Source organism: Streptomyces sp. NPDC002499 (assembly GCF_053595415.1).
Map to the genome: position 1 here is coordinate 330,474 of NZ_JBSFXO010000003.1, position 19,216 is coordinate 349,689.

At 71.9% G+C, this 19,216-nt stretch carries 17 protein-coding genes; 5 read left to right on the forward strand and 12 right to left on the reverse strand.

Annotated elements, in window-relative coordinates:
- Positions 1-11: 11 nt before the first annotated feature.
- Both ACWD5F_RS09485 and ACWD5F_RS09490 read right to left on the reverse strand, forming a co-directional pair.
- A complete protein-coding gene (locus tag ACWD5F_RS09485; protein ID WP_451252684.1) occupies positions 12-1,400 on the reverse strand; it encodes an FAD-dependent oxidoreductase in 1,389 nt (462 codons plus the stop codon).
- Positions 1,401-1,427: 27 nt separating this feature from the next.
- Positions 1,428-2,426: a DUF4349 domain-containing protein gene (locus ACWD5F_RS09490; RefSeq protein ID WP_451252686.1), complete on the reverse strand. Its 999-nt coding sequence runs from the start codon at positions 2,424-2,426 to the stop codon at positions 1,428-1,430.
- A gap of 159 nt (positions 2,427-2,585) precedes the next feature.
- Between ACWD5F_RS09490 and hemG the strand changes: the two genes are divergently transcribed.
- A complete protein-coding gene (gene hemG, locus ACWD5F_RS09495) occupies positions 2,586-4,178 on the forward strand; it encodes a protoporphyrinogen oxidase (protein WP_451252688.1) in 1,593 nt (530 codons plus the stop codon).
- Positions 4,179-4,182: 4 nt separating this feature from the next.
- Entirely contained in the window at positions 4,183-4,914 is a 732-nt protein-coding gene (hemQ, locus tag ACWD5F_RS09500) for a hydrogen peroxide-dependent heme synthase (protein ID WP_451252690.1), read from the forward strand.
- Here the strand turns inward: hemQ and ACWD5F_RS09505 are convergent, their stop codons facing one another.
- The 6 genes from ACWD5F_RS09505 to ACWD5F_RS09530 form a co-directional block, all read right to left on the reverse strand.
- On the reverse strand, positions 4,915-6,549 hold the full coding sequence (locus ACWD5F_RS09505) for an alpha/beta hydrolase (RefSeq protein WP_451252692.1): 1,635 nt from the start codon (positions 6,547-6,549) through the stop codon (positions 4,915-4,917).
- A gap of 97 nt (positions 6,550-6,646) precedes the next feature.
- The gene (locus tag ACWD5F_RS09510) at positions 6,647-7,447 is read right to left on the reverse strand and encodes a TIGR04222 domain-containing membrane protein (protein WP_451252694.1); all 801 of its coding nucleotides are present in this window, start codon (positions 7,445-7,447) and stop codon (positions 6,647-6,649) included.
- Positions 7,448-7,569: 122 nt separating this feature from the next.
- A complete protein-coding gene (locus ACWD5F_RS09515; RefSeq protein ID WP_451252696.1) occupies positions 7,570-8,349 on the reverse strand; it encodes a DUF4142 domain-containing protein in 780 nt (259 codons plus the stop codon).
- A gap of 121 nt (positions 8,350-8,470) precedes the next feature.
- Positions 8,471-10,072 (reverse strand): DUF692 domain-containing protein, encoded by a 1,602-nt coding sequence (locus ACWD5F_RS09520; protein WP_451252698.1) that lies wholly within the window; start codon positions 10,070-10,072, stop codon positions 8,471-8,473.
- A gap of 196 nt (positions 10,073-10,268) precedes the next feature.
- Positions 10,269-11,057, reverse strand: coding sequence for a DUF4142 domain-containing protein (locus ACWD5F_RS09525; protein WP_451252700.1), 789 nt, complete (start codon positions 11,055-11,057; stop codon positions 10,269-10,271).
- A 157-nt stretch (positions 11,058-11,214) separates the two neighbouring features.
- Positions 11,215-11,799, reverse strand: a complete 585-nt coding sequence (locus ACWD5F_RS09530; protein WP_401721663.1) for a TetR/AcrR family transcriptional regulator — start codon at positions 11,797-11,799, stop codon at positions 11,215-11,217.
- 197 nt (positions 11,800-11,996) lie between these two features.
- Here ACWD5F_RS09530 and ACWD5F_RS09535 point away from each other — a divergent pair, with 197 nt between their 5' ends.
- On the forward strand, positions 11,997-12,884 hold the full coding sequence (locus tag ACWD5F_RS09535) for an aldo/keto reductase (protein ID WP_451253178.1): 888 nt from the start codon (positions 11,997-11,999) through the stop codon (positions 12,882-12,884).
- Between the two features lie 446 nt (positions 12,885-13,330).
- Here the strand turns inward: ACWD5F_RS09535 and ACWD5F_RS09540 are convergent, their stop codons facing one another.
- Positions 13,331-14,014, reverse strand: a complete 684-nt coding sequence (locus tag ACWD5F_RS09540) for a TetR/AcrR family transcriptional regulator C-terminal domain-containing protein (RefSeq protein ID WP_451252702.1) — start codon at positions 14,012-14,014, stop codon at positions 13,331-13,333.
- A gap of 52 nt (positions 14,015-14,066) precedes the next feature.
- Positions 14,067-15,011: an AraC family transcriptional regulator gene (locus ACWD5F_RS09545; RefSeq protein WP_451252704.1), complete on the reverse strand. Its 945-nt coding sequence runs from the start codon at positions 15,009-15,011 to the stop codon at positions 14,067-14,069.
- A 153-nt stretch (positions 15,012-15,164) separates the two neighbouring features.
- Between ACWD5F_RS09545 and ACWD5F_RS09550 the strand changes: the two genes are divergently transcribed.
- Complete coding sequence (locus ACWD5F_RS09550; protein ID WP_451252706.1) at positions 15,165-16,256, forward strand: polyprenyl synthetase family protein; 1,092 nt, start codon at positions 15,165-15,167, stop codon at positions 16,254-16,256.
- Between the two features lie 65 nt (positions 16,257-16,321).
- Here the strand turns inward: ACWD5F_RS09550 and ACWD5F_RS09555 are convergent, their stop codons facing one another.
- On the reverse strand, positions 16,322-16,723 hold the full coding sequence (locus ACWD5F_RS09555; protein WP_451252708.1) for a RidA family protein: 402 nt from the start codon (positions 16,721-16,723) through the stop codon (positions 16,322-16,324).
- 46 nt (positions 16,724-16,769) lie between these two features.
- The gene (locus ACWD5F_RS09560) at positions 16,770-17,981 is read right to left on the reverse strand and encodes an FAD-dependent monooxygenase (protein ID WP_451252710.1); all 1,212 of its coding nucleotides are present in this window, start codon (positions 17,979-17,981) and stop codon (positions 16,770-16,772) included.
- 227 nt (positions 17,982-18,208) lie between these two features.
- Between ACWD5F_RS09560 and ACWD5F_RS09565 the strand changes: the two genes are divergently transcribed.
- Positions 18,209-19,189 (forward strand): RNA polymerase sigma factor, encoded by a 981-nt coding sequence (locus tag ACWD5F_RS09565; protein WP_451252712.1) that lies wholly within the window; start codon positions 18,209-18,211, stop codon positions 19,187-19,189.
- Positions 19,190-19,216: the final 27 nt, after the last annotated feature.

Below are 19,216 nucleotides of genomic sequence, written 5' to 3' on the forward strand. Positions count from 1 at the left end.
CCCGCGCCCCTTTAGGTCGGCTGCTGTACCGCCTTTGTGGCCTTTCTGGCCGCTACCAGTACCGGGTCCCAGACTGGGCTGAAGGGTGGGGCGTAGCCGAGGTCCAGGGATGTCATTTGTTCCACCGTCATGCAGGCCGTGAGGGCTACCGCTGCGATGTCCACCCGCTTGCCCGCGCCCTCTCTGCCTACGATCTGGACGCCCAGGAGGCGGCCTGTTCGGCGTTCGGCGAGCATTTTCACTGTCATCAGGGAGGCGTCGGGGTAGTAGCCGGCCCGGCTGGTGGACTCGATGGTGACTGTCTCGTATTGGAGGCCCGCGCGGTGGGCGTCTTTTTCGCGTAGGCCGGTGCGGGCGATCTCCAGGTCGCAGACCTTGGAGACCGCCGTGCCCACGACACCGGGGAAGGTGGCGTAGCCGCCGCCGATGTTGGTGCCGATGACCTGGCCGTGTTTGTTGGCGTGGGTGCCGAGAGCGATGTGGCGCTCCTGGCCGGAGACCAGGTCCAGGACCTCTACGCAGTCGCCGCCGGCCCAGATGTTCTCGTGGCCGCGGACCCGCATCGCGAGGTCGGTGAGCAGGCCCTGGTGGGCGCCGAGGGGGAGGCCGGCGGCCGCGGCGAGGGTGGTTTCCGGGCGTACGCCGATGCCGAGGACGACCACGTCCGCCGGGTACTCGGCGTCCTGTGTGGCCACCGCGCGGACCCGGCCGTCCTCGCCGGTGAGGACCTTGGTGACCTGGGTGTTGTTGACCATGGTGATGCCGAGGTCCTCCATGGCCTCGTGCACCAGGCGGCCCATGTCCGGGTCGAGCGTGGACATCGGCTCGCTGCCGCGGTTGACGACCGTCACCTCGTAGCCGCGGTTGATGAGCGCCTCCGCCATCTCCACGCCGATGTAACCGGCGCCGACGACCACCGCGCGTCGCCCACGCGTGCGTGCCAGCGAGTCGAGGAGGGCCTGGCCGTCGTCGAGCGTCTGGACCCCGTGCACACCCGGCGCGTCGGCGCCCGGCATGTCGGGGCGGATCGGCCGCGCGCCGGTCGCGATCACGAGTTTGTCGTACGACGTCCAGGACTCGGCGCCGGAATCGACGTCCCGCGCGCGTACGCGTCCGCCGGCCACGTCGATCTCCGTGACCTCGGTGCGCATGCGCAGATCGATGCCCCGCGCGCGGTGCTCCTCGGGCGTACGGGCGATCAGCTCCTCGGGAGCCGAGACGTCGCCGCCCACCCAGTACGGGATGCCGCACGCCGAGTAGGAGGTGAAGTGGCCGCGTTCGAACGCGACGATCTCCAGCTCGTCCGGACCCTTCAGACGGCGGGCCTGCGACGCCGCGGACATTCCCGCGGCGTCGCCGCCGATCACTACCAGTCGTTCGCGCGCAGGGCTCGTGTCCATGTGAACACGCTACGGGCAGACGGCACTTCAGTCCTGCTCGTCGCCCTTCCTGGGAGCGGTGGTGTCAGGGACGGGCGGGGCCGCCGGCAGCGGGCCCAGCGCGGTCGTCAGGGGCGCGGTGGCCGGGCGGCGCGGCAGCCGGGGCCGGATCAGCCGCAGCCACGCCAGCACGAGCAGGGCCGCCACCGCGAGGAACGGCAGCACCGCGCCGAACGCCACCGCCAGCCAGCGCAGCATCGTCACGAACGCGTCCCAGCCGCCGGCCAGCGCGTCCACGAACCCGGTGTCGTCGTCCTTCGCGACCGCCTTCACGGGCGTCTCGGTCAGCGAGAGCGTGATGGTGGCCAGGCTCGTGCGGTCCTTCAGGGACGACTGCTGGGCCAGCAGCGCCTCCAGGTCCGCCTCCCGGGTACTCAACTCGCCCTCCAACTGGACCACATCGCTCAGCTTCGTGGCCTGGTCCATCAGCTCCCTCACCCGGGCCACGCTGACGCGCTGCGACTTGATGCGGCTCTCCACGTCGACGACCTGGTCGGTGACGTCCTGGGCCTTCGCGTTGCGCTCAAGGAGCTTGCCCGCGCCCTGGAGGTCGGCGAGGACCTCGTCGTACTTCTCTACCGGCACCCGCAGGGTCACGCGCGTGTGCTCGCGGCCCTCCTCGCCCCTGTTCGTGGTCTCGCTGCCGACATAGCCGCCCGCGTTCTCGGTGGTGGTGCGGGCCTCGTCGAGTGCCTTCGGTACGTCCTTGACCTGCACGGTCAGTGAGGCGGTACGGATGATGTGGCTCGCGGAGAGGTCGGGCGCGGTCGATGCCTTGCTGCCGCTCGCGCTCTTGTCGCCCGCGCTGTCCTGCTCGCCGCCAGGAGCCGCCTCGGCCGCCTGCGGGACGCTCTTCGCTTCGCCGCCGGCGTCACTGGCGGTGGTGTCGTTGCTGTCCGAGCCGCCGCAACCGGCCAGCGCGAGCGTCGCGGCGAGCAGGATTCCGGTCAGGGCGTGGACCGGCCGTACGGAATGTCGTGTGCGCATGAGGCGTACCCCCGAGTGTCATGACCGACTGATGCTCCTTCGACGCCGGGAGGGGCCAGGACGTTGGGGTGGATCGGTTCCGATGAGGTCACGGTCGGGACTCGTGCCGGACACCGGGTCCCGGCGGGAGTGTCAGTGGGGTCTGCGAGAGTGGAGGGCATGAGCGCAACGGGTAGGCGTGCGGGGCACGTCGTCGTCATCGGAGCCGGCATCGCGGGTCTCGCCGCGGCCCACCGGCTGCTGGAGCGCGGCGCGACGGTGACCGTGCTGGAGGCGTCGGACCGGGTCGGCGGCAAGCTGCTGCCGGGCGAGATCGCGGGCGCCCGCGTCGACTTCGGCGCCGAGTCCATGCTGGCCCGCAGACCGGAGGCCGTCGCCCTCGCACGCGAGGTCGGGCTGACGGACCGGCTCCGGGCACCGGCCACCGCGACCGCCTCGATCTGGACCCGCGGCGCCCTGCGCCCCATGCCCAAGGGCCACGTCATGGGCGTCCCCGGCACCGCCGCCGCCCTCTCCGGCGTGCTGTCCGACGAGGGCCTCGCCCGCATCGAGCGCGACGCGGACCTGCCGCGCACGGAGGTCGGGGACGACGTGGCGGTGGGGGAGTACGTGGCGGAGCGGCTGGGCCGCGAGGTCGTCGACCGCCTCGTGGAGCCCTTGCTCGGCGGGGTGTACGCGGGTGACGCGTACCGCATCTCGATGCGCTCGGCGGTCCCGCAGCTCTACCAGGCCGCGCTGACGCACCACTCGCTCACGGAGGCCGTCCGCGGGATCCAGGCCAGGGCCGCGGCGGCCCAGCAGACGGGCCCGGTCTTCATGGGCATCGAGGGCGGAGTGGGCCAACTGCCGCTCGCCGTCGCGGAGTCGGTGCGGGCGCGCGGGGGCGAGATCCTGACCGGGACGCCGGTGCGGGAGCTGCGCCGGATCGACGCGGGGGGCGCGGGCGCGGAGGGCGGCTCATCGGCCCTCGGCCACAGTGCTGACGCGGACGGTTCGCCGGCCCGCGGCCATGGCGGCCTCGCGGACGACTCACCGGCCGTCGGCCGCGGTGACGACGTGGCGTCGCCGTACGCGACCTGGCGGGTCGTGGCCGATGACCGCGTGTGGGACGCGGACGCGGTGGTCGTGGCCGCCCCGGCCCCGGTCGCCGCCCGACTCCTGCGCGCCGAGGCCCCGGAGGCCGCCGGTGAACTCGCGGCCGTGGAGTACGCGTCCATGGCCCTGGTCACCCTCGCCTACCGCCGTACCGACACCGCCCTCCCCGAAGGCAGCGGCTTCCTGGTGCCGCCGGTCGACGGGCGCACCATCAAGGCGTCGACGTTCGCCTCCCAGAAGTGGGGCTGGATCGCCGACGAGAACCCGGACGTGGTCGTGCTGCGCACGTCCGTCGGGCGGTACGGCGAGACGGCGGTCCTGGAGCGGGACGACGCCGGTCTGGTCGACGTCTCGCGGCACGACCTGCGCGAGGCCACCGGCCTCATCGCCACGCCCCTGGAGACCCGCGTCACCCGCTGGACCGACGGCCTGCCCCAGTACCCCGTCGGCCACCACACGCGCGTGGCCCGCATCCGCGAGCACGTCGCCAAGCTCCCCGGCCTCGCGGTCTGCGGCGCGCAGTACGACGGCGTCGGCATCCCGGCCTGCGTCGCGAGCGCGTACGCCGCCGTGGACCAGCTGGGCGGCGACCTGAGCGCGGTGCGGGAGCTCACCGCCAACCCGGTGCAGAGCCTGCACGGCGGAGCGGGAGAATAGCCGCATGAGTGACGACGCCCCCACCACCGAGCCCGGCCGCATCCCGAACAAGGGCAAGCTGGCCAAAGACCTCAACGAGGTCATCCGCTACACGCTGTGGTCGGTCTTCAAGCTGAAGGACGTGCTCCCCGACGACCGCGCCGGTTACGCCGACGAGGTCCAGGAGCTGTTCGACCAGCTCGCCGCCAAGGACGTGACGGTCCGCGGCACGTACGACGTGTCGGGCCTGCGTGCCGACGCCGACCTCATGATCTGGTGGCACGCCGAGACCGCCGACCAGCTCCAGGAGGCGTACAACCTCTTCCGCCGCACCAAGCTGGGCCGCGCGCTTGAACCGGTCTGGTCGAACATGGCGCTGCACCGCCCCGCCGAGTTCAACCGCTCGCACGTCCCGGCGTTCCTGGCCGACGAGACGCCGCGCAACTACATCAGCGTGTACCCGTTCGTGCGCTCCTACGACTGGTACCTGCTGCCCGACGAAGACCGCCGCCGCATGCTCGCCGACCACGGCAAGATGGCCCGCGGCTACCCCGACGTGCGCGCCAACACGGTGGCCTCGTTCTCGCTCGGCGACTACGAGTGGCTCCTGGCGTTCGAGGCCGACGAGCTGTACCGCATCGTCGACCTCATGCGCCACCTGCGCGCCTCCGAGGCCCGCATGCACGTCCGCGAGGAGGTCCCGTTCTACACGGGCCGCCGCAAGGAGATCGGCGAGCTCATCGCCGGCCTGGCCTGATCAACGGGTGGGGCGGGCGGCCGACTTCTCCTTGGACTCGTCCTCGGCACGGTCGTCCGCCGCGATCGGCCGGGGCGCCTTGTGCGGGGCGCAGGCGGCGTGCCGCACGGGGAGGCGGCCCTCCAGCAGATAGGCGTCCAGGTAGCCGTTGACGCAGCGGTTCGGGCCGCCCGCGATGCCGTGCGTGCCCGCGTCCCGCTCGGTCACAAGCACCGAGCCGGACAGCCGCCGGTGCAACTCCAGGGCACCGTCGTACGGCGTCGCCGCGTCCCTCTCCGCCGCCAGGATCAACGTCGACGGCAACTCACCCGGCGCGGTCCGCACATCGACCACCTGCTGACGCGGCGCGGGCCAGTACGCGCAGGGCAGGTTCATCCACACGTTGTCCCAGGTCTCGAACGGCGCCACGCGCGCGAGGCGCGTGTTGTCCCGGTCCCAGACCTTGAAGTCCGTCGGCCAGGACGCGTCGTTGCACTCGACGGCCGTGTAGACGGCGTTGGAGTTCTCCGACTCGGCCGCCGCCTCCGGGTGCGGTCCGGCCTGCTGGATCAGCGGCTTCGGGTCGCCCTTCAGATACGCCGACAGCGCCTGCGCGCGGTGCGGCCAGTAGTCGTCGTAGTACCCGGCCGTCAGGAACGCGCCCTGCAACTGGGCCGGTCCCACCTTGCCGCCGGCCGGCTCCGCCGCGAGCTGCGCGGCCGCCTTGTCGTAACTGCCCTGCACCGCCTCGGCCGTGGCCCCGAGCGCGTACACCTTGTCGTGCTCGGCCATCCACTCGCGGAAGTCCGCCCAGCGGCCCTCGAACGCGGCCGACTGGTCGAGGTTGTTGCGGTACCAGATCTGCTCCGGGTCCGGGTTCACCGCCGAGTCGAAGACCATCCGCCGCACGTGCGAGGGGAACAGCGTCGCGTACAGCGCCCCGAAGTAGGTGCCGTACGACGCCCCCATGAACGTCAGCCGGTCCTCGCCCAGCGCCGCGCGCAGGACGTCCAGGTCACGGGCGTTGTTGAGCGAGGTGTAGTACCGCAGCGCGCTCCCTGTCCGCTTGGCGCAGCCGCGCGCGTAGGCCTTCGCCTGCGCGATGCGTTCCTGCTTGTACGACTCCGAGGGGTGCGTCGGCGACTGCGAGGGCGCCTTGCCGAAGTGCTTGGGGTCCTGGCAGGACACGGGCGCGGAGCGGCCGACCCCGCGCGGGGAGTAGCCGACCAGGTCGTACGCGGAGCCGATGCGCTTCCACTCCGGCAGCAGGCCGATGAGCGGGAAGTAGAACCCGTCGCCGCCGGGGCCGCCCGGGTTGTAGACCAGCGCGCCCTGCCGCGGCACCCGGCGCTTGCTGTTGCGCGGGTCCTTGTGCGTGGCCCGCACCCGGCTGACGGTCAGTCGGATCTGCTTGCCGCGGGGGTGCGCGTAGTCGAGCGGGACGGAGACCGTGCCGCACTGCATGCTGCCGGGCATGTCCTGCGCGTCCGAGCACTTCCCGAAGGCCACGCCGGCGGCCGCGGCGCGCGCGGCCGCCACGGCGGTGCCCCGCAGTTCGACCGCGCCCGGCCGATCGGGCAGACCGGTGGCGGGGGCGGTGGCGAGGGTGGTCAGCAGCAGGGTTCCGGCGGCCGAGTAGAAGGCGGCTGCTCTCATGGCGTATCCCTTCGGTGCACGGCGGCGACAGAAAGGATGTTTCGTACGAGTTCGGGCCAAGGCAAGCACCGCCCGCGGGTGTCGGGCTCAATGCCCCCTATGCGCCCCCGGCGTGTGGTTCGCGCCACGGCTGGTCGCGGTGCTCGAAGGCCTCGCGCAGGTCCGGTTCGCCGATCGCGCGGACCCCTCGGACGGCGACGGAGGTGAGGTACGTACGGTCGTCGCCGCCGGCGGAGCGCCGGGTCAGGGCGCCAAGGAGGCGCTGGCCGGCCGGGGAGGCCCAGCGGGAGTACGGGTGGACCTCGACGCGGGCGATCGCCAGGCAGCTCAGGGTCAGCGCCAGCGGCAGCGCGAACCAGAGGGCGACCAGGCCGCGCGGCATGTCCGGCGGGGCGGGCAGCAGCAGCGCCGCCGCGCCGAGGCCGAACACGACGAGCGCCGCGAACTGCACCTGGCGGATGCCCGCCGCGATGCCCCCGCGACCGTCGGCGGGCACCGCGAGCCCCGCGCTGACCAGCCGGTCACCGAGGCTGCCCACGGCGTCCGCCGAGGCCGTCGCGGCGCGCACCGGGGCGATCCGGCTCTGCCCCTCGGGCCCGATGGCCCCTATCACCGAGCGCTCCATCTCGTCGCGTCCGCGCGGGTCGACGACCGTCGCCCAGCCGGTGCGGGCCAGCAGCAGCCGCTGCTGCCGGGCCATCGAGACCATGGTCAGATCGGCGACCCGCCCGGGGCCGCCGGACAGGAAGGCCGCCTCGTAGAGCGTCAGACCGCGCCCCCGGACGTCCGTGTCGGCATCCGCGTCCACGGCCGCCACGCGTACGGCGGCGAGACACAGCCGGGTACAGGCCGAGCCGGCGACGGCCCAGGCCAGCAGCAGGAGCAGGACCCAGAACATGCCGCGTTTCTATGCCAGGGGCCCGGGAAGCGCCATGCCCTGTTCACAATCCGGACGGAGTGTTGTCGGTATGTGACGTTCCGATTGGCGCGAAACGGCCGGTGGATCGGCTACGGCTACGGCTACGGCTGCGCGGGCGGCGGGCTGGAGGCGGGCGGCGGGAGCGTGTACGAGGACGACGGCTGCGGCCGGAAGGTCGGGGACGCCGGCGCCGGATCGAGGGTCACCGGGGGCGTGCCGACGAGGGAGGGAGGAGGCGTGGCGGCCAGGTCCCGGGCCAGGGAGCCCCAGTCGACGTACCCGGTGGCCTCCAGCACCTCGATGTGGTCGAGCACGGTCGTGTTCGCGTCGTCGGCGAGCGTGCGCACCAGCGAGTTCTGGGTGCTCGCGCGGACCTGGGCGACGACCGAGAACACCTTGCCGTGCGCCACTCGCAGGATGTTGGCGAACTTGCTGTCGTAGTCGCCGCCCTGGGCCGCACTGAGCGTCGCGAGCCACTGCTTCTGCTGGTCGTTGGGTTCGTTCGGCAGCGCGAGCCCGAGCTTCGCGGCGACGTCGCGCACCTGCTGGTCGAGGAAGGTGTGCCCCTCGACGAGGTGCTGCCCTGCCGTCCGTACGGCCTGGGTCGTGCCCTTCTGCTCCGCCTCCTGCCCGGCGGGCAGCTCCCACAGACCGGCCAGCCGCACCTTGGTGATGAACTCGCGGTCGAGCGCGGACAGCGGACCGTAACTGGTCGACACCGTCTGGGCGTTGAGGACGTTCGCGTCCGTGCCGACCCCCGACCGGTCGGCGTACGACCAGATCGGAAAGATCAACGCCAGGAGCGTCGCGGTCAGGCCCATGACGATGAGCCCGGTGCCACTGAAGATGCCCCGTCCTCTGACAGGGGGTCGCGGTCGCATGGCCCCTCCCGGTGCGGCACCGCACGGTTGTGTGCTCAGGGTGCGGATGTGTGCGGAAGTTGCAATGTTACCGCCCGGTCTGCACTCCGATGCCGCGTGGCCCGTCCCTTGCGGCCCCCGCTCAGCGGCGCAGCAGCACCCGCCGTGTCGCCCTGGCCAGCCGGACCCCGGGCCGCCGCGAGCGCGGCACCGGACCCGACCGCTCCAGCCACCACTCCCGCACCTCCTGTCGCGCCCCGGCCTCCTCGACAAGGCCGCCGAGCAGCAGATGCTCGGCGAAGTCCAGGGCGTCCCGTCGGTAGCCGCCGGTCATCGGGTGCCCGTGGGCGTACGCGAGGAAGTGGCCGCGATAGTCCGCGCCGAGGATCTCCGGCAGCTCGGGTGCGACCTTCGCCACTACATCGGCCCGCTTCCCGTCCAGCGCCCGCGCCTGCACAGCCAGCCGGACCCGGGCGAAGCCCTCGGGCACGGGCGTACCGGCGACGAGCGCGGAGAGCAGGGCGGCCTGCGCCAGGGCGAGGCGCTGGCGGGCGGGAGTGACCTGGGTGGCGGGGTTCGTCGGGGTGGGGGCGGCTGGGTCGGCGGGGGTGGCTGGGACGTGTGCTGCGGTGTCGGCCGGGACGTGCCCTGCGGGGTCGGTCGGGACGTGCGCTGCCGGGGCGACGCGGTCGCCGAGTACCCGGTCGACGCGGTGCCCAGGGCCGGCCACGGCGACGGCCGGCGCTTGCGCGGCGAGCGCTTCCCGGCTCCCGCGCTCCGTGCCGACGGTCTCCTGTCCGACGCGCGCGCCCCCGTCGGCCTTCCGGCTGCCGGGGACCGCCTCGACGGCCCCCTCGCCGCCGCGTGCACTCACCGCCGCTCCCCGGATCTCGCGTGCCACGGCCTCCCGGAACCCACGGTGCAGCGCCTCCTTGATCGACGCCAACTCCCTTTCCAGCTCCGCCGGTTCGGGGAAGTTCTCGTCCCGCTCCAGCAGGACGCCCGGCGGCGAGACCCGGGACGCGAGGTCGGTCAGGATGTCCAGGACCGGGCGCGGGACGGGGTGGGCGTGGCTGTCGTGCCAGACACCGTCCCGCTCGAAGCCGCCCGCGACATGGACGTAGGCGATGGCCTCCAGGGGAAGCTCGGCGAGCGCCTTGGCCGGGTCCTCGGCGCGGTTGACGTGGTTGGTGTGCAGGTTGGCCACGTCGATCAGGAGCCGTACGCCGGTCCGGTCGGCCAGCTCGTACAGGAACTGCCCCTCGGTCATCTCCTCGCCGGGCCAGGCGATCAGCGCGGCGATGTTCTCCACGGCGAGCGGCACCGGCAGCGCGTCCTGGGCGATGCGGATGTTCTCGCACAGGACGTCGAGGGCGTCGCGGGTGCGCGGGACGGGCAGCAGGTGTCCGGCCTCCAGTGCGGGGGTCGCGGTCAGCGGACCGCCCGCCCGGACGAACGCGATGTGCTCGGTGACCAGCGGTGATCCCAGTGCCTCGACCCGTTCGGCGAGCGCGGCGAGGCGGCCGGCGTCGGGCCGGTCGGCACCGCCGAGGCCGAGGGAGACCCCGTGCGGGATCACGGTCACCCCGCGCTCGCGCAGCCGCCGCAGCGACTCGGGGAGGTGTCCGGGGCACACGTTCTCGGCCACGGCCTCGACCCAGTCGATCCCCGGCATCCGCTCCACGGCGTCCGCGATCTCCGGCCGCCACCCGATGCCCGTCCCCAGCCTCGTCACTCGCTCCATCGCCCGTCCCCTCCTCGGCTTCCTCCGCGTGTCCGTGCCGTCCCCGTCGACGTGGAGGGGGTATGGCCCCGGCCGCCGCGGCCGAACCGCCGCCCGCTCACCTTCAGAGCAACATTTGAGGTTCGGGCGCCATCCGGGCCCACTGGGTCGCGAGGCCATCCGGGACCCCGGGATCACCTCGGGAAGATCTACGGGATCACTGGAGGACGCCCGCCGAGTCCACCGGGTCCGGGCGGCCGGTGTTGACGGTGCCGGGTGCGCCCGGCGACGGGCGGGACGTCGTGTCGATGTCGCCGCTGGCCCCGGCGGCCGGGGCCGAGGGCGCCACCTGACCGGGGACGGGCGCCGGCGGGCCGGTCGGGCTGGCGGTGGTGCCGGCCACGGCCTCGTTGGCGATGGCGTCGAAGTCGACCTTGCCGGTCTTCTCCAGGATCGTGATGTGGTCGAGGACGGTCTGGTTGGCGTCCGAGGCGAGCTGGCGCACCAGGGTGTTGCGGGTGGTGTTCCGGATGGTGCCGATGGCCGGGAAGATCTTGCCGTGCGCGGACCTCAGCAGGTTCACGAACTTGTACTCGTACTCCGCGCCCTGCGCCGCGCTCATCTCCTGGAGCCACCCCTGCTGCTGCTCGTTGGGCACGTTCGGCAGCGTTACCCCGAGCTGGGCCGCCACGATCCGCACCCGTTTGTCCAGGTCGGTGTGGCCGACGATGAGATGGTCGCCCGCCTCCTTGATCGCCTGGCTGGGCGCCCGCTCGATCGCCTGCTGCCCGGCCGGCAGCTCCCACAGCCCGGCCAGCCGCACTCGCACGATCAGGTCACGGTCGGCCGCGGTCAGCGGCCCCCACTGGGTGTTCACGGTGCTCGCCGCCACGTTCGCCTGTCCGGTGCCCATGCGGTCGGCGTACTGCCACATGGGGAACGCGACCGCGCCGAGGGTGGCGACGAGGGACGTGATGAAGATGGCTGTGCCGTTGATGCGCGGCAAGGGTGCCTCCCGGATGAGACCGACGGGTGCCAGGAGGTACGGGTGAGGTGGTCGTGATGTTCAAGGAAAGGGCAAAGATCTAAAAGGGCGGCAAAGAGGCCAGGTCAGGGTCTTGAGGGTGGCCAGGTCGGGAGGGTTCGAGACCGAGGCCGGCGGCTCAGGACGACTTCGCGCCGACCCGTAGACCGTCCATCAACAGCCCGATCAGCCGGTCCCCTTGGGCCCGCCAGTCCCCGGACGCGTCCAGTCGCAGCAGTCCGCTCATCGCCAGCACCACGTCGGCCGTCCTCAGGTCGGAGCGGATCGTCCCGGCGTCGACGCCCGCGGCGAGCAGGGTGCCGATGGTGTCGGAGATCCGGGCGTAGGACTCGGACGCCCAGGTCTCGCCGACGCCGATGGTCCGCAGCGCCTCGGACATGTGCTGCTTGGTGACCAGCAGGCTCGCCAGGTGTCTCATCCACTCCTGCAACGCCCGGTCCGGGGGCAGGGTTTCGAGGAGTCGGTCCGCGGCCGAGCACAGTTGCTCCACCTCGTAGTCGTAGGTGGCCAGGACCAGGGACTCCCGGTTGGGGAAGTGCCGGTAGAGCGTGGCGATGCCCACCCCGGCGGCCTTGGCGATGCTGCCCAGTGAGGCGTCCTTGCCCGCGTGGTTGAACTCCTCGATCGCTGCTGCCAGCAGCTTCTCGCGGTTGCGTACGGCGTGGGCGCGGACCGGCTGCGGCGGCCCCTGACGTTCCTGCATGTGTGCTCCCCGGGATCGGTGGCGCCGCCCGGCGGACGGCAAGGGCGACCCTGCTTGCTTACCGGAGGTTCCTCCGTTAACGTTGTTACTACCGGAGGGTCCTCCGGTATCTCCCTCACGATACAACCGAACGGAGACTTCCCGTGAACACGATTTCACTCGGCGACCTCACCACCTCCTCCCAGGGCCTCGGCTGCATGGGAATGAGCGAGGGGTACGGCCCGACCAGCTGGGACGACGCGATCGCCACCGTCCACCGCGCCCTCGACCTGGGCGTCACCCTCATCGACACCGCCGACGCCTACGCCTTCGGGCACAACGAGGTGCTCGTGGGCCGGGCCATCGCCGGCCGTCGTGACGAGGTCCAGCTGGCGACCAAGACCGGCATCGACCGCACGGGCAGCGACAGCTGGGTCTTCCGCGGCGAGCCCGGCTACATCAAGCGCGCCTGCGACGCCTCCCTGATGCGGCTCGGCGTCGACCACATCGACCTCTTCTACCTGCACCGGGTCTCGCCGAACACCGAGATCGAGGAGTCGGTCGGCGCCATGGCGGAGCTGGTCAAGGAGGGGAAGATCCGGCACATCGGCCTCTCCGAGGTCAGCACCGAGCAGCTGCGGCGGGCGTACGCCGTCCACCCGATCACTGCGGTGCAGAGCGAGTACTCGATCTGGTCCCGTGACATCGAGGAGACGGTGGGGGAGGGCCTGCGCGAGCTGGGCGTGGGCCTGGTGGCGTACTCGCCGCTCGGCCGCGGCTTCCTGACCGGCACGGTGGACGTCTCGGCCCTGCCCGCGGGCGACGCCCGCAGGCGGCTGCCCCGCTTCCAGACCACCGAGAACGAGGTCGTCGCGGACGGCGTCCGCTCGCTGGCCGAGCAGAAGGGCGTCACCGCGGCACAGCTGGCGCTGGCCTGGGTGTCCTCGCGCAGCGAGCACTTCGGCGTCCCGGTCGTCCCGATCCCGGGCACCAAGCGCGTGAAGTGGCTGGAGCAGAACGTGGCCGCCGCGGACATCGAGCTGACGGCCGACGAGATCGCCACGCTGGACGGCCTGTCGGCCCACGTGGTGGGCGGTCGCTACTGACCGAGGTGAGTGCCGTGGCCCGAGGACCGGCCCGAGGATCGGATCGAGGACCGGCCCGTGGGTCACGGCACTCTCGGTTGGCGGGGGAGTGGGCTCCTGGCGGGAGGGGGAGCGGGCTCCCGGTCGGACCGGACCGGACCGGACCGGACTGGGCCGGGCCGGGCCGGGCTGGGTCGGGTCGGGTCGAGGCGGGTCGGTGACCGGCGGAGGCGCATCGGACGGGCGTTCCACTGATCCCGCTTGGCGGCATATCGGGCCGGTCGTCTGCTGATTCCGCTCGGCCGGGCATCTGGCCGGTCGTCTCCTGGTCCTGCTCGGCGGTGCATCGGACTCGCTGTCTGGTGATTCCGTTCGGCGGCGCGTTGGACTGGCCGTCTGCTGATGTCGCTCGGCGGCACATCGGGCCGGCCGTCCACTGAGCCCCCGCGGCACATCGGCCCCGTCGGCTACTGGTCCCGCTCGGCCGTGTCGGCGATCCGCAGGCGCTCGCGCAGGCCGCCGAGGATCAGGCCGAGTCCGAACTCGAAGCGGCCGTCGAAGTTGACGAACTCCTCGACGGGCGTGGCGAACAGTCGAGGGTAGGTCTGGCGCGCACCGGCGAAGTCGAGCTTCTCGACGGCGCCTTCGGTCCGGCCCTGCTCCTCCAGGGTCTCGCCCAGCACGTAGCAGACGACCGTGGACGTGGCCCAGAGCGCCGAGACCCCGGCGAAGCCCGCCTGTTGCATGACGCCGACGAGGCGGTCCGCGAACGCCAGGCTGTGGCGCTGTGCCGCGTAGCTGCCGCCGACGATCCTCGCCCCCTCCCGCTGGGCCAGCAGGGCCTGCCTCAACTGGCGGGCAAGCAGGGTGACTTCGGCCTCCCAGTCACCCGCGCGGCTGTCCACCAGGGCTCCGGCGAGGATCGCCTCCGCCATCTCGTCCAGGAGCGTCTGCTTGTTGCTGAAGACCCGGTAGATGGCGGGCAGTTGCAGCTTGCTCGCGTCTGCGAGGCGCCTCATGGTGAGTGCTTCCAGCCCGCCGGAGTCGACGATCTCCAGGGCGGCGGTCACCAGCGCCTGGGCGCGGGTAGCGGGCGGCGGGGGGCCGGTCCGCACGGCGGGGGAGTCTGATTCTTTGGGACCCTTGGGCATGTTAACGATGTTATCGTCATTGTTCCGACGAGGCGACAACGGGCCGAGCATGTCAGCTCCGCCGACGCTCCGCACCCCGCCTGGCCTCGCGGGGCGTCAAGCCGAACTCCGCCCGGAACGCGGTGGAGAAGGCCGCGTGGCTGCCGAAACCGCAGGAGTGCGCGATCTGCGCGATCGAGTACGAGTCCCAGCTGGTGCCGGCCAGTCGGCCCCGCGCGAGGAGCAGCCGTTCGCGGCGGATGAGGTCGCGCGGGGTGGTGTCGGCGGCCTGCAGCACCTGCTGGACATAGCGCGCCGACCAGCCGAGCGCCCGCGCGATGCCGTGGACGTCGAGTCCGTCGTCGCCCGCGTGGCGACGGACGTACTGCCGGATGGAGGCCTCCACCGTGGCGCGCTGTCCGGCAGGGGCCGAGTCGGTGGCACCCTCCGCGGCCAGGCAGACCAGGTCGACGAGCCGGTCGCAGGCGATGTCGAAGGTCGTCTCGGAGAGCGCCTCGCGCTCCTCCTGGAGGGTGGACACCAACTGCCGTATGACACGGCCCAGTCCGCGGTCGCCGCTCAGCATCTGCGGCTCGCGGGCCGCCGCCGGGCTGCGCAGGGTGATGCTGTCGCCCGGCACGATGAGGGCGATCGACAGGAAGTCGGCGTCGTGCGCGAAGGTCAACGGCCGGTCGATGTCACACAGCACCATGGTGCCGGCCTGGATCTCGGCGGCCGCCTGCCCCTGCTCCACCCAGGCGGTACCGGCCAGCGGCACGAGGAGTTCGTAGGTGCCCCTGGGGTCGGCCCGGATGTGCTGCGTGTCCCTGGAGACGACTTCCTCGCCGCCCGCGCACAGCGCCAGGCCATGGGCCCCCGACTGCTGCCGGTCCAGGCGTCCGGTCCACGGGGCGGTGCGATCCGGCACGCTGATCCGGCTCGCGCCGTGCAGGTCGGTGAAGACCTCGTCCCACGCGCCGACCGTGGGGATGTCGCCCGCGTCCGTCCAGAAGTACACACCTCAACTCTAGCCACGGGGCGGTCGGCCCGGCCGGGGAGACCTCGCGGCGGTCGGCGGCGGGGTGGGCCGGGACGGCATGGAACCCTGTACGCGTGGTGGCGGCGCGGACGGCGCCGCCCTTGTGGCCTTCCTCGTACCAGGAGTTCTGGCATGCCCGACGCCGACGGTGGCAGTGACCGGTTGATGACTCGCCTCATCGGACACACGCGGAGCTTCGACAAGCTCTTCGAGGAGTACTTCGACACCTTGGACGGCATGCTCGACACACCGTCGTTCGGCAGCTTCACCCCCGAATGCCTGGGCCTGCTGCGGGAGTTGTCCCTGCGCGGCGGCAAGCGGATGCGGGTCGTGGTCCTTCACGAGGCGGCCGGACTGGTGACGGACGAACCCGCGCCGGGGTTGGCCGCCGCCGCCCTGAGCCTCGAACTGCTCCAGACCCACGGTCTGATCCACGACGACCTCATTGACGACAGCGCCACCCGGCGAGGCGGCCCGACCACCTACTACGCCTACCGCGAGAAGTTCCCCCACCACCCCCGCACGGCACTCGGTCTCACCGTGCTCGCGGGCGATCTCGCCCTGGCCCTGTCCCTGCGCGTGCTCCTCGACGCGAGGACGAGCCTTCCGGTGCGGCAGGCCATGATCGAGGTGCAGACCCGGGTCACGGCCGAGACCGTCATGGGTCAAGTCATCGACCTGGAACGGGACTTCACCGCCGTACCCCCGGACATCGACGTCATCCACGAGGTGGCCGACTACAAGTCCGCGCGCTACTCGCTGCTCGCGCCGCTGCAACTGGGACTGCTGGCCGCCGGTGGGCAACCGGGCGGCCACGACGGGGAGTTGCGGCGCTACGCGCGACTGGTGGGGATCTGCGGGCAGATGCGGGACGACTTCCTGGACCTGTTCGGGGACGAGCAGGTCATCGGCAAGTCGACCGGGACCGACTTCCGTGACGGGAAGCGCAGTTACGCCGTGACCGCCCTGCTGGCGACCGTCGGCGGTCCGGAGCGCGCGGTGGTGGAGTCGGCTCTCGGCGATCCCGCCTGCACCGCGGACACCATCGCCACGGTCCGCGAGATCGCCGAGCGGCACGGGGTGGCGGACCGGATGCGGGCGGACATGCGCCGGCATGCGGAAGAAGCCGCCCTGGTGGCCACCGGATGGCGGTCCCGGTGGCGCGCCGAGGCGGTCGACTTCTTCGAGCTGTTGCCGCACTGGGCCGTCGAGCGGTCCAAGTAGCCGTCGGGCCCGGACCTCCGGCGGATCAGCCGGGCCACCGTCGGGTCAGCCGGACCGCCGTCGCGTCAGAGTGTCGCCACCACTTCGATCTCCACCAGGAAGCCGTCCTGGAAGAGGGTGGTGACACCAACGGCGGTGCTGGCAGGCGGTGTTGGGCAGCCTCTACGCGCCGCGGTGAGCGCGGCGACCAGATCGCCGGCCTGGTCGGTGGTGTAGCCCGCCAGATAGACCGTCTCCTTGATGATCTTCTCGCGGGAGGAACCGGCCGCCCGGAGCGCCGCCTCGACGTTGTCGTAGGCCTGCTCGAACTGCGCCACGAGGTCGTCGCCGCCCACGAGTCGGCCGTCCTTGTCCCAGGCGACCTGGCCCGAGGTGTAGACGAGTCCGAGGGCCGGCACGGTCACCGCGTGGGAGAGAACGCCCGGCAGCGGGGGCAGTTCAGGGGGATTGACAGCATGGACCGACATCTTCGTTCCTTTCCGGAACCACAGAGGTGTTGAACGGTGGCCGGAGTCACGCCGCCACCAGGTGCCGTGAGTAGTCGTCGAGCAGGAACGCGTTCGACCTGTTGACCTGGCTCCGCAGCAGAAGTTCCTTGCCGGGGACGTGACGTGCCAGGCGGACGACCCCGTTGCGGAACGCGATGCCGCGTGCGGTCCGCGGTGTCATCACTTTCCCCTGGTCGGGGGCCCACTGCTGGATCTCCCCGATCCACGGGCGCAGTTTCGCCTCGTACCGGGTGAGCGCCCCCGCGATGTCGTCGGGGGTGGCCGCCAGTTCGCCCGCGAGCACATAGGCGCCCACCATGGCGATCGTGGTGCCGTGGCCCGACAGTGGCGAGGCGGAGTAGGCGGCGTCCCCCACCAGGCCGACGCGTCCGCTGGACCACTTGGGCAGCCTGACCTGACTGCACGTGTCGAAGTAGAAGTCGGGGGCGGTGTCGATCTGCGACAGCAGGGCGGCCGCCTCCCAGGCCATGCCGGAGGCCCTGGCCCTGACGATGCGCTTCTGCGCGTCGACGTCGCGCCAGTCGTAGGAGGGCCGCCCCGCGCGGAAGCTGAAGAACGCCATCACCTTCGAGTTGTCGAGGATGGAGCGCATCCCGATGGTCCTGCCGGGTTCGCTGTAGGCGACGGTCCAGTCCTTGACGCCGATGTGGTTGCGGGCGGTCCAGAAGGAGACGTACGTGCCGAGGTGGTGGAGGTGATCGGTCTCCGGGCCGAAGAGCATCTCGCGCAGTTCGGAGTGGAGTCCGTCGGCACCGATCACCACGTCGAACGATTCCGCGGGCGCGGACCTGAACTCGACGTGCACCTTCGCTCCGTCGTCATGGGCCGAGGTGATGCGGTCGTCGAACCGGTACTCGACCCGGTCCCGCGACTGTGCGTGGAGCACTTCGGACAGGGCGCCGCGCAGGATCTCGATCTCGGCGACCGGCCCGTCCCCGCCGAACTGGTCGGCCCGCAGCGCCCCCTTCGTACGTCCTTGGGCGTCGACGAAGGAGAGGCCGTAGTTGCTCTCGCGCGCGGCCCGTACCTCGGAGTCGACCCCCATCCTGCGCAGGACCTCCCGGGAGACCCCGCGGAGATCGACGAGTTGGCCGCCGGCCCGCAGTTCGGGCCAGCGCTCCACGACCGTGACGTCCGCGCCGTACCTGGCCAGCCACAACGCGAGTGCGGGCCCCGCGATGCTCGCGCCGGAGATCAGAACCTTGAGTCGCCCCATCGGCTGCCTCACTTCGCTGAAGGTGCCGCCGTCGAGTCTGTTAACGGCGTTACCGTCGACCGTAACGTTAACGGCGTTATCACGTCAACGGGCGGTGAACATCGACGTCGACGGCTTCCGGAACGCCCGACCGAATCTCGCCGCACCCGCCCGTCCCGCCCCCGTCCGCGCCCATGCTTGGGTGAGTGTCGTGGACCATGGGGCGGACGGGCGCTGGAAGGGGTCGCATGATTCGGGAGGTTGCCGAGGTGGCACGCGTCGAGGACGCGGCGCTCACCCGGGCGGCTCAGGCGGGGGAGATCGCGGCACTGGGCCTGCTGCTGGAGCGGCACCGGGCGGGGATGCGTGCGGTGGCTCTGAGCATCCTCGGTCCGGGTGCGGACGCCGATGACGTGATGCAGGACGCGGCGCTCACCGCGTTGCGGCGGATCGGTGACGTACGTGATCCGGGTGCCGTAGGCGCGTGGCTGCGGATGATCGTGCGCAACGCCAGCCGTTCCCTGCTGCGGAACGCGGTCGCCACCCGGCCGGTCGACGACCTGCAACTCCCCTCCACGGCCGCCGGTCCCGAGCGGTGGCTCGAGCAGAACGCGATGCGGGACTGGGTCTGGGAGGCGCTGGAGGAACTCTCGCCGGTACTGCGCATGCCCGTGGTGCTACGGCACTTCACCACCGGTGTCACCGCGTACGAGCAGATAGCGAAGGCCTGCGGGGTGCCGGTCGGTACCGTGCGCAGCCGGCTCAGCCAGGGGCGGGCCAAGCTCGCCGCGGCCCTCGCCGCCACGGCCGACGCCCCGCACGCGAATGTCGAGGAGCGGGTCCGGGCCAGCCGTGTCGAGGCGCGGGAGACCCTCGACGCCGCCGAGAGCGGACACTTCGGCAAGCTGCTGACCGAACGCTGGTCTCCCGAGGTCGCGCTTCTGCGGGGGAGCGACCGGGTCGGGGGCCGGGACGTCCTCGTACGCGCCATGGACAACGACATCGAGGACGGTGTGCGCCAGAGCCTCGTCCACGCCGTCGCCGGACGGTCGCTGTCCATCTGGGAGATGGACATCACCAACCCGGCCTTCGATCCGGAGCACTGCCCGCCCTCCGTGGCCTGGCTGATGACGCTGGACGACGCCGGTCGGGTGCACCGGTTGCGCCTCTTCCATCCCAGGCCGGTGCAGGTCCTCGAATCTCTTCCTGTCGTGGAATCTGCCGTGTGACGCACGCCACGCCACAGGGGCGAACTT